Here is a 10011-nt window from a genome sequence, read left to right on the forward strand (position 1 = left end):
AGTTGGCTGGGGTTTTTTTTTCTTTGTGTGGGCGCCTTTCCCCCCCCCCCTCCCCCCTGCCCCCTCCCTCCCCCCCCCCCCCCCCCCGTGACCCGGAGCGGCCGGAGAGCGGTCCGGGCCGGTGTCGGAACGGTGCCGGCGGATACGGTGCCGGCGGATACGGTGACGGTGAACCCGGGGCCGGGCGCCGCCCCGGGTGGGTGTCGCTCGGGGCAGGCGCGGGTCGGGCCCGCGCCGCTCAGGAGGGAGAACGACCGGATGGGGCAGCCCACGCGGGACGCCGCCGTGCCGCTCGGGCAGGCTCGGCGGGTGGTGATCTTCACCGGGGCGGGTATGTCGGCCGAGAGCGGCGTGCCGACCTTCCGCGACGCCCTCACCGGGCTCTGGCGGCGCTTCGACGCCCAGGCCCTCGCCACCCCGGAGGCGTTCCGGGACGACCCCGCACTCGTCTGGGGCTGGTACGAATGGCGCCGCGGCGCCGTCCAGCGGGCCCGGCCGAACGCGGGTCACCGGGCGGTGGCCGCGATCGAGGCGCGCGTCCCGGGCAGCGTCCTCATCACCCAGAACGTCGACGACCTGCACGAGCGCGCCGGTTCGGCCGCCCCGGTCCACCTGCACGGCAGCCTGTTCGCGCCGCGCTGCTCGGCCTGCGCGTTGCCCGCGCCGGTGCCGGACGGGGTGGCGGACGGCCGGCGGGTGCCGCCACCCCGCTGCGGGCGCTGCTCCGGCCCGGTCCGGCCCGGCGTGGTGTGGTTCGGCGAGCCGCTGCCGCGGGAGGCGATCGACGCCGCCGTCGAGGCGGCGTCCAGCTGCGACCTGCTGCTGACCGTCGGCACCTCCGGTCTGGTGTACCCGGCCGCGGAGATCCCGCAGGTGGCCGCCCGGGCCGGCGCCACGGTGATCCAGGTGAATCCGGACGAGACCCCGCTGGACCGGGTCTCCGACGTCAACCTGCGCGGCCCGGCCACCCAGGTGCTCCCGGCCCTGGTGGACGCCGTTTGGGGCAACGGCCAGCGGACCTGAGCATGGTCAGGCCACCTGGCGCTGCCCGGCGAGCTCGGTCAGCCGCACCGTGCACAGGCCGGCACGCTCGGCGCGGACCTCGGTCACCTTCAGCTGTGTGCCGGGGGCGAGGATGAACTCCTCCTCGCCGGTGAACGCGGAGAACCGACGGATGCCGACCGCCCGCGCGGGCCGCACCTCGAAGAGGGTCCGCCGGCCCCGGCCGCCCAGGAATGCCTGGGCCACGCTGAGCTTCGACGTGCACGAGGAGACACCCCACCAGGTCACCGTCTGGCCGAGCGGGTACTGCGCCCGCAGGTCGAGCGACACCCCGCGCCACAGCGGCTCCGTGCGGGCCGGCAGCCGGGAGACCGCGCAGAGCAGCAGCCGCAGGTACGGCAGGTAGGGCACGAGCCGACTGCGGTCCGGATCGCGCAGGGCGGCGTTGATCCGCCGGTAGAACGCCGACTCGCAGGTGTAGAGATGGAGGGCCGCGACCTCGTCGGCGGACAGGCCGTCGGCCGCGCCCCCGGCCTGCTTCTCGCCGAACCGGTGCGACTGCTCGACGTGCCAGTCGAGGCCGGACAGCAGCGCGGCCACCGGGGCGACGGCCGTGCGGAAGTCCATGAGCGGGGTGTCGAACACTCCGGTGATCGGGGGCAGGACCAGGCCCTCGTCCTTGACGCTGGCGAGCCGTTCCAGGTAGAGCTTGTGCAGCTCCATGGTGGAGGCGATGAAGGCGCCCATCCGGCCGGCCGTGTCCCCGTCCGTCCCGCCGTCCTGTCCCGTGGGCGTGCTCCATCCCTTGCTGGGCAGCCAGTCGATCTCGTCGGCCCCCAGCGCCGCGAGTGCGGTGTTCACGTCCGCGAAGTGGTCGCCGTCGCAGAAGATGTCACCCTGGGCTGCCGGATTGGCGTGATCGATGTGGACCACCCGCACCGCCGGGTACTTCTTCTCCAGCCGGACGACGATTTTCTTCAGGCTGCGGGCGTGCGCCCCCCACCACGCGAACACCACACCCCGGTCCTGCTCGTCGGCGTGCTGCTTGGCCTTCAGGATCTCCTCGACCAGCCGCTCGATGACGGGCTGCCAGAACGCGGTGTGCCGGTCGGTGGCCAGCGCGCCGTCGCTGCTGGCGGTGAGCGCCGCGTTGAGCAGCAGCACACCCTGGGTGAGCATCGCCTGGAACCACTCCGGTGGTGGCACGGTGTCGTGCTTCTTGAGCAGGGCCCGGATGTCGGCGATCGGCGTCTTCTTGGGGATGCCGTACTTCCAGATCGCCGCGGCCTTGATGATGCAGCGGATCGTGACGATGCGGCCGAACTGACTGTCGGCCCAGTCGTGGAAGGTGTTGTCGAACATGGCGATGCCGGTGGCGCTCTCCGGCCGCGGGTAGGGATTCTGCCCGAAGACGATCACCTTCCACCTGTGCGGCGGGTGGGGCTTGAGCGCCTGGAAGGTCAGTTCCCGGACCGGTACGACGTGCGGCCCACGGCCCGGGCCGATGAACGCGGCGGCGGCCGGCTGCGCCTCGATGACCGGCTTCAGCAGCGGCAGCCACGGCTCGCCGCCGCCGGTGAAAAGCTCGGCGAGCGCGAGGGAATCGTGCGGATCGGGCGGGCTGGGGGTGGGGGCGGTGGCGTCGCTCATCGTCTCGGCTCCGAGGTGGACGGTCCGTGCCGGCCGGCACGGGTGATCACAGTCGGGCGCATTCTGCCGTCCAGGTACGACGGGCGGATCATCGCGAACGGCTTGTCGGTGGGCCGCGATACTTTGATCCACGTCGGAGACATCCTTCCCAACCACCGGAGTGAGCCATGCCCGTCGACCACGAGAAGCCACTGCTCAGGGTCGTGCTGACCGACGTCAACGACAGGGTCGTGCAGGCCTGGCGGGCGGCCTTCGCCGACACCCCCGAGGTCGAGATTCACCAGGGATCGATCCTCACCCGGCAGGTCGACGCCTGGGTCAGCCCGACCAACTCGCGGGGCCGAATGGACGGCGGGGTCGACGCGGTCATCAAGCGGCACCTCGGCGCGGGGATCCAGCTGCGCGTCCAGCGGGCGATCCGTGACGGGTTCGGCGGCTCGCTGCCAGTGGGCAGTGCGGTGTGCGTGCCGTCCGGGGCGACCAACCCGCAGTTCCTGATCTCGACGCCGACGATGGAGCAGTCGGCGCAGAACGTGAGCGAGACGTTGAACGTGGCGCTGGCCTGCGCTGCCGCGTTCCAGGCCGTCCACGCGCAGAACGCGAAGGCGTCCGGCAGCATTCGCTCGGTGGCGCTGGTCGGGATGGGCGCGGCCACGGGCAAGGTGCCGCCGCGGGTGTGCGCCAATCTGATGTGGACCGGCTACACCCTCTTCCAGGACCACTACTTCGACGACTACGACGACCTGCGACGGACCATCTGCGCGCAGCTCGACGACATCGACAGCCGTCCGGAGGGGGAGCGGGTGCGGGTGACGCCGCCCAGCCGTACCGGCCGTCGCTGACCGGTGAGGTCACCTCCGGTACGGCCAGCCGGGCGGGACGAATCGCCGCCCGGCGCCCTCACCCGGCGCAGCTGTAGTTGGGCACCGGCTGGGTCAGCCTCTCCTGAGTGCCGAACGTAGCGCCGCAGGTAGCACGGCAGCTCGAGGGCGCCGTAGTAGCTCACCACCGTGTCGTCGTAGTGGGTGGTGCCGCTGTCCGCGCCCTGCCAGCTGCCGCTGTTGCCGGACTGGATGTCCCGGTAGACGGGCCGGGCCGCGGGCCGGCTCCGGCGTGGTGCGTACGCTGGTCGGCGACCGCCGCGACCCTGGAGATCCACCGATGACCAGCCCTGGCTCCCGTACCGTCCGCACCGCCCACGCCGCCGACGTCGACGTCCTCGTCGACCTGGTCGAGTCGGCGTACCGGGGGGAGCGCAGCCGGGTCGGCTGGACCCACGAGGCGGACCTGCTCGACGGCCAGCGCACCGACCCGGATATGGTGGCCGACGCGGTGACGAACCCGGACGGGACCGTGCTGGTCGCCGAGGACCGGTCGGGGATCGTCGCCTGCTGCCAGCTGGAGCGCCGGGACGATCACAGCTACTTCGGCATGTTCGCGGTCTCGCCGAACCGGCAGGGCGGCGGGCTGGGTCGGGAACTGCTGGCGGAGGCCGAGCGGTTCGCCCGGCAGGAGTGGAGCGCCGGCGAGATGCGGATGACCGTCATCACGCAACGCGAGGACCTGATCGCCTGGTACGAGCGGCGCGGGTACACCCGCACCGGGGAACTCAGCCCCTTCCCCTACGGCGACGAGCGCTTCGGGCTGCCGCGCCGGCCCGACCTGGCGTTCGAGACGCTCGTCAAGAAGCTCGGCTGACGGCCGGCACGTCGGCGCGGCGTACGAAGTGTTGCGGCCGCGGGTGGGCGTCGGCCGTCGCCGCCCGGTCCGTCGACCGCCCCCGACCGACGTGGATTCGGCGCTCGGTGTCGCGGTTCGGTTGGGTCACGGCTGACGCTATTTCTCGGCCGCCAGTTGGCTGAGCACCTTGCGGAAGGTGGCCCAGTTGCGTGGGCCGGCGGCCTGCCGCCAGCGTTCCTCGGTGTCGGCGAAGATCTCGAGGATGCGCTGCTGCAGATGCAGTCCCTTGTCAGTAGGGCTGACAATGCGAGCTCTGCGGTCGCGCGGGTCGACGTTGACCTGTAGGTAGCCGGCTTCCTGCAGGGCGGTGACGAACTCGCCGAGGGACTGCTTGGTCATGCCGACGCGAGCGGCGAGGTTGGTGGGGCGCATGCCCTCCCGGGGCGTCAGCGACAGCAGGCGCAGATGAGAGCCGCGAAGCTGGTGCGGCTCGCTGGAGATCTCGGCCTCCATGAGGCGCTTGGCAACGGTCAAGGCGGAGCCCAGCAGGCTGAACACGTGGGTCGGGTATTCCTCGTTGACCGAACTCATAAGGTTACCTTACCATCATCGCAGATAGTCAGGCCGCCTTACCTTACTAGTTCAGAGGTGCGCGATGGCTGTGGAGCTGTCCGAAGACGAGGTGCGGGCGGTGGCTCGTGCCGTGTTGGGCGAGTCGATGACGCCCGGTGGGTGGCATGTCGAAGATGTGCCCTACGAGTCCGGGTCACCGGCGACCGGTGGGCTGATGCGGGTGCGCGGGGTGACCGGGCGGGGCCGGCGGTGGTCGGTCTTCGTCAAGCTGCTGCAGCATGTACGGCACTGGCCGCGGCTGCATGTGATTCCGCCCGATGCACGCCAGGCGTTCGCGGACTTCTTTCCGTGGCGGCAGGAGCTGGCGGCGTGGGAGGAGTCGTTCGCGGGCCGACTGCCTGCCGGGCTGCGCGTGCCGGCCCTCTACCGGCTCACGGATCTGGGTGACGATCGGTTGCTGGTTTGGATGGAGGACGTCGACACCCTCGATGGCGCCTGGGACGTGACCCGGTTCGCCCGGGCGGCGGGCGTGCTGGGCGGCCTGGCTACGCTACGCGGCACGCCTGAGGTCATCGACGGGTCCGGCCGCCCGCCGGGCTGGGGTCTGCGGGCCTACGTCGACAACAGGCTGCGAAGCTGGGCGCTGCCAATGCTGGCTGACGACGACGTGTGGAGCCACCCGCTGTTGGCCGGCACGACTGATCCGGCGCTACGGGCGGATCTGCGCCACATCGGCGACCGGCTGCCCGCCATCCTCGGCCGGCTGGACGCGTTGCCGCAGGCGGTGCCGCACGGCGACGCGAGCCCGCAGAACCTGCTCGTGCCGGCCGATGGGACCGACGAGTTCATCGCGATCGACATCTCGTTCCAGTGCCCGATGGCCGTCGGTTTCGACCTGGGTCAGCTGCTGGTCGGCCTGGTGCATGCCGGGCACCTGCCCCCCGGGGCGCTGCCCGAGGTCCACAAGGTGCTAGTGCCGTCCTTCGTGGCGGGGATGAAGGAGTACGGCATCGACACCAGCGTCGACGCCGTCACCTACGGATATGCCGGCAGCCTGGTGGTGCGGGCCGGGCTGACCTCACTGCCGTTCGAACAGCTCGGCGCCCCGGCGACCGAGCAACTGACCACGTTGTTTCGCCAGCGAGCGGAGCTGAGCCGGTTCATCGCCGACATCGGGCTCGACCTGCTCGACAACTGACCGACGGATCTCAGCGACGAGAGCGGGCGCGGTGGTGCTCGCGCTCAGTGACTACCAAAGGACGATCATGACCACACGTCCTCGCACGCAGAACTTCTGGCGAACTGTGCCCGGCATGCTGACCGCGGTCGCGGCCGTCATCACGGCAGTCGGTGGCCTGCTCACCGTCCTGCTCCAGTTGGGCGTGATCGGTGGCACGGGCGATCCGGCGGCGTCGTCGACGCCATCGCACCCAGCGGCCGTCCCCCAGGTCGCGACGACTGCCCGCGCTGCCGCAGGCAAGCCCTGGTCCGAAGTCCAGGCCCGGTGGACGGCGAACGACGGCACGGTCACCACGATGCGCGCGGAGACGGTCCGGTTCTGCATCTCCGCAGGAGCGGGCGTCAATCTCGACGAAAGTCAGGACATTGCTTTCGAGAAGATGTCGATGATCGAAGTACTTCACTCGGATGTGGCGCTCTCGCCCGGAGGTAAGGCCACCCTGCGGGTCACTTTGACCAACGGGGCAACCCGCGAGGGGAAGATCACCTCAGGTTGCGACTTCTTTGGCTTCGCGGAGATCGGCCGGTACAGCCTATACCCCGACAAGTTACTGAAGATCGAGTTCCTGCGCTGAAAGCCGACTTCGTTGAACGATCCTGTCTCGACCGCCATCATCGCGTGCCGAATTTCGGAGTTCGGACTGCCCACCACGGCCGCGCGCCGTCGGCGTCGCGCCGCGCTGGCCGGCCCCCTGCGGCGCCGCATCCGCTCGTCGGCGCTCCCTGGGCCGGGTTGTCCCCCCGACCGGGTTGCGGCGACGGTGCCGGCTGGACCGCCTGCTCGCTCCGGCCGGCCAGGTCTTCGACCCCGCCACCGGCAACCAGGTGACGCTCTCCGGCCCGGCCTGACCCGCCAGGACGACATCGGGCCACCTACCGGACCCGGCCGGTCGCGGGCGGGGTGAACCGGTCGAGCACGACGAAGCCCAGGCCGCTGATGGTCAGCAGGCCGGCCGCCGGCAGCGGCGGCAGCAGCAGCGAGACGGGCGTGAGGACCAGGACGGTCACCAAGCCGCCGACGCGTAGCCGGCGGACCCGGCGCCCGAGCCGCCACCGGAACAGCAGGTTCGCCAGCAGGTAGAGTCCCGTCCCACCGAACAGGGCGAGCCGGCCCAGGACGCCGTGGTGGGTCGCCGGCTCGTCGACGGCGAGCAGGGTGTGCAGGCCCAGGGCCACCAGCAGCAGCCCGACGACGATCGGCAGGTGCAGGTAGGCATAGGCGTCACGGGCCAGCGTTGCGCGGTCCGGCCCGCGCGCCGCGGCCCGGGGCGGCGCGCCGGACGTGGCGCCCGGGGCGAAGTACGCCCACCAGAGAGTGCACAGGAGGAGCGCGCCGGTCACGATGCCGAGCAGCGCCGGCAGTGCCATGCGCCGGCCGGTGAGGGCCACGCCCATCGCGTTGACCGCCTCGCCGACCGCGATGAGGATGATGAGCGCGAAGCGTTCGGTCCAGTGTTCGAGGGGCGCGATCGCCCAGGTGCGGCTGCTGACGAGGTAGTTGCCGCCGAGATCGACCAGCACCGCGACCAGCCAGAGCCCGGCGGCGCCGGTGCCGAGCCGGCGCGGGTCGTCGATCCCGGGGCCGGTGGACACGGCGGCCAGCAGCATGAGCGCCGCCACCCCGGTGGGGATCGCCGCGTGCACCACGTGCCGGCGCTGGTCGGGGCGCTGGCGGGTGGCCCGCCAGGACGCCGCGAGGTGCAGCAGCCGGACCGCCAGGTAGCAGCTCACGAAGATCACCGGGCCGGGCAGGCCGCCCGGCACGTAGCTGAACGCCTGGGGGATGGCGATGCCCAGCACCAGCATGAACGCCCCCACGGCGAGGACATTCAACCGGGCGGACGTCCGGCCGGTGGGACGCAGGACGGCCAGCAGCGCGTAGCAGCACCAGGCCGACCACAGCAGGGCGAGCAGGCCCAGGCCCTGCACGATGCCGAAACCGGTCAGGTTCCGGGTGAACAGCACCGTGACCTGGATGAACGCGTAGACGAAGACGAGGTCGAAGAAGAGTTCGTTCGGGGTGACCGTGGGTGCGGCCTCCCGCACCGCGGCGTGCAACGCGCGGTGCCGGCGGCGGAAGACCGTCAGATCGGCCGCCACCACGGTGACGGTGACGGCGGTGAGCAGGGCCAGCGCGCCGAGCACGGAGGCTCGGGAAGCCAGCGGCAGCGTCGCGGCCAGCAGCGCGACGCCGGTGATCGGGCCCCGCCCCCACAGCCGGATGCTGCGCCGTTCGAAGCCGAGCAGGCCCAGCAGGTAGAGGGCGACCCCGCCGTAGAGGATCAGCACGTCGACCCGGTGCCACTGCCCGGCGTCGGCCGGCGCGGTGGAGCTCAGGGCGCGCTTCAGGCCGAGGGCCAGCAGGATCAGTCCAGCCGCGATGGGCAGGTGCAGCAGTGTGTACCCGTCGCGGCCCAGGGCGGTACGGGCCGGACCGGCCAGCCGGTGCAGGCTCTGTTCCGCGCTGGGCTGGGCGAGGTCGAAGTACATCCACCAGAGGCCGGCGATGACGACGAGACCCAGCACCGATCCACCGATCACCGCCCAGGTGATCGGTGGATCGCCGACCAGTCCCCGGCTGATGCCGACGGAGAGGATCGCCTCGCCCAGGCCGATCAGGATGATTAGGCTGTGCCGCTCGGCCCAGTGCCGTACCGAGCCGAGTTGCCACCTGCCGGCGCCCAGCGCGCGTACCCCGAGAAGGTCGACGGCGGCGGCGACGGCGACGAGGGCCACGCGGGCGGTCGTCGCCGTGGCCTCCGGCAGCAGGTGGGACGGCAGGAACGCGGCACACAGAAGCAGGGGCGCACTAACGGCGAAGGGCAGCCAGGCGCGGCGGGAAGCCCGGCTCTCCCGATGCGTCGGACCGGGCGGTAGCGCTCCGGTCAGCACCAGCAGCGGGAGGCCCCGGGCGAGAACGAAGGCCACCGCGAACACGCCCGGCCCGAACAGGCCACCGGCCCGGTCCGTGAAGGCCTCCGGAGCGCCGACGCCGAGCAGCAGGAGGAGAACCGCGAGCACGAACGCGACCGGGGGCAGCAGCCCCCGGTCCAGCCGGACGACGTGACCGAGCCAGGTGAGCGTGCTCCAGCACCGCCACAGCAGCAGCACCAGGAGGGCGCCCTCCAGCAGCCCCAGCGGCCGTGGGTCGGCCGCCACGACGGTGGTGACGCTGAGGAACGCGAACACGAAGATCAGGTCGAGGAACAGCTCCGGGCGGGTCACCGAGCCGTCGGTGGCCGGGGTGATCCGGGCGGCGACCGCGCGCCGGACCGCGGTCACGGGACGGGCCACCTGCCTAACCCGTCAACCGGTGACCGCCGCGTTCGCCTTCCACTACCCCGGCGGGCGTCCCATCTCGGCGAGGATTCCGGTGCCCTGGCCGAGTTCGATGAGGTAGCCGTCGGGGTCGCGTAGGTAGCACCGGATCTCCACTCCGTGGTCCTTCGGCTCGGTCAGGAACTGCCCGCCCCGCGAGCGCCACAGCTCGTAGACGGCGCGCACGTCGGTGACCCGGATGTTGAGCGCGCTGCTGAGCACGTCGGGATCCGTCGGCACCTGGGCCCGTACGGTCGGCTTGTCGTCGGTCGGCCCGCCCTCGTCGTTGATCACCAGGTAGGTGTTGTGCAGCCGGAGGATGGCCGGCTGCCGCTCGCGGACGACGGTCGCACCCAGCACCGTCCGGTAGAACTCCCGGGAGCGGTCCACGTCCCGCACGATCAACAGGTGGGTGACCACCAGCCCGTGTTCGGGCTGGAAGTAGTCCGGCGCCTCGTCCGTCATGACGGCCTCCTCCCGGTCGGCGCGACCGGGTACCCGCCCGGAGGCGCGGCACACCTCGGGCCCCGGTCGGTCGATCCGGACGGC

9 protein-coding genes are annotated in these 10011 nt (G+C 71.7%); 5 read left to right on the forward strand and 4 right to left on the reverse strand.

The genetic code is table 11. From position 1 onward, the window contains the following. Window positions 1–258: 258 nt before the first annotated feature. On the forward strand, window positions 259–1023 hold the full coding sequence (locus ACL02O_RS32275; protein ID WP_412821970.1) for an SIR2 family NAD-dependent protein deacylase: 765 nt from the start codon (window positions 259–261) through the stop codon (window positions 1021–1023). Window positions 1024–1029: 6 nt separating this feature from the next. Here ACL02O_RS32275 and ACL02O_RS32280 read toward each other — a convergent pair whose 3' ends face one another. Further along, a complete protein-coding gene (locus ACL02O_RS32280) occupies window positions 1030–2652 on the reverse strand; it encodes an ADP-ribosyltransferase domain-containing protein (RefSeq protein ID WP_412821971.1) in 1623 nt (540 codons plus the stop codon). A 167-nt stretch (window positions 2653–2819) separates the two neighbouring features. Between ACL02O_RS32280 and ACL02O_RS32285 the strand changes: the two genes are divergently transcribed. Both ACL02O_RS32285 and ACL02O_RS32290 read left to right on the forward strand, forming a co-directional pair. Beyond that, window positions 2820–3494, forward strand: coding sequence for a macro domain-containing protein (locus ACL02O_RS32285; RefSeq protein ID WP_412821972.1), 675 nt, complete (start codon window positions 2820–2822; stop codon window positions 3492–3494). 319 nt (window positions 3495–3813) lie between these two features. Continuing rightward, window positions 3814–4350, forward strand: coding sequence for a GNAT family N-acetyltransferase (locus tag ACL02O_RS32290; protein ID WP_412821973.1), 537 nt, complete (start codon window positions 3814–3816; stop codon window positions 4348–4350). Between the two features lie 138 nt (window positions 4351–4488). Here the strand turns inward: ACL02O_RS32290 and ACL02O_RS32295 are convergent, their stop codons facing one another. Next, on the reverse strand, window positions 4489–4923 hold the full coding sequence (locus ACL02O_RS32295; RefSeq protein WP_412821974.1) for a MarR family winged helix-turn-helix transcriptional regulator: 435 nt from the start codon (window positions 4921–4923) through the stop codon (window positions 4489–4491). A gap of 64 nt (window positions 4924–4987) precedes the next feature. Between ACL02O_RS32295 and ACL02O_RS32300 the strand changes: the two genes are divergently transcribed. Next, window positions 4988–6103: a hypothetical protein gene (locus tag ACL02O_RS32300; RefSeq protein ID WP_412821975.1), complete on the forward strand. Its 1116-nt coding sequence runs from the start codon at window positions 4988–4990 to the stop codon at window positions 6101–6103. 67 nt (window positions 6104–6170) lie between these two features. Continuing rightward, on the forward strand, window positions 6171–6719 hold the full coding sequence (locus ACL02O_RS32305) for a hypothetical protein (RefSeq protein WP_412821976.1): 549 nt from the start codon (window positions 6171–6173) through the stop codon (window positions 6717–6719). Window positions 6720–7017: 298 nt separating this feature from the next. Here ACL02O_RS32305 and ACL02O_RS32310 read toward each other — a convergent pair whose 3' ends face one another. After that, the gene (locus tag ACL02O_RS32310) at window positions 7018–9438 is read right to left on the reverse strand and encodes a low temperature requirement protein A (RefSeq protein ID WP_412821977.1); all 2421 of its coding nucleotides are present in this window, start codon (window positions 9436–9438) and stop codon (window positions 7018–7020) included. Between the two features lie 42 nt (window positions 9439–9480). Then, entirely contained in the window at window positions 9481–9927 is a 447-nt protein-coding gene (locus ACL02O_RS32315; RefSeq protein ID WP_412821978.1) for a VOC family protein, read from the reverse strand. Between the last annotated feature and the right edge of the window lie 84 nt (window positions 9928–10011).

The organism is Micromonospora mangrovicola (genome assembly GCF_047200535.1).
In the GTDB taxonomy this organism is placed as follows: Bacteria; Actinomycetota; Actinomycetes; order Mycobacteriales; family Micromonosporaceae; genus Micromonospora.

Coding starts and splice junctions, on each gene's coding strand:
- ACL02O_RS32280 (WP_412821971.1), bottom strand. CDS start 2,652: ATGAGCGACGCCACCGCCCCCACCCCCAGCCCGCCCGATCCGCACGAT.
- ACL02O_RS32300 (WP_412821975.1), top strand. CDS start 4,988: ATGGCTGTGGAGCTGTCCGAAGACGAGGTGCGGGCGGTGGCTCGTGCC.
- ACL02O_RS32305 (WP_412821976.1), top strand. CDS start 6,171: ATGACCACACGTCCTCGCACGCAGAACTTCTGGCGAACTGTGCCCGGC.
- ACL02O_RS32290 (WP_412821973.1), top strand. CDS start 3,814: ATGACCAGCCCTGGCTCCCGTACCGTCCGCACCGCCCACGCCGCCGAC.
- ACL02O_RS32295 (WP_412821974.1), bottom strand. CDS start 4,923: ATGAGTTCGGTCAACGAGGAATACCCGACCCACGTGTTCAGCCTGCTG.
- ACL02O_RS32285 (WP_412821972.1), top strand. CDS start 2,820: ATGCCCGTCGACCACGAGAAGCCACTGCTCAGGGTCGTGCTGACCGAC.
- ACL02O_RS32275 (WP_412821970.1), top strand. CDS start 259: ATGGGGCAGCCCACGCGGGACGCCGCCGTGCCGCTCGGGCAGGCTCGG.
- ACL02O_RS32315 (WP_412821978.1), bottom strand. CDS start 9,927: ATGACGGACGAGGCGCCGGACTACTTCCAGCCCGAACACGGGCTGGTG.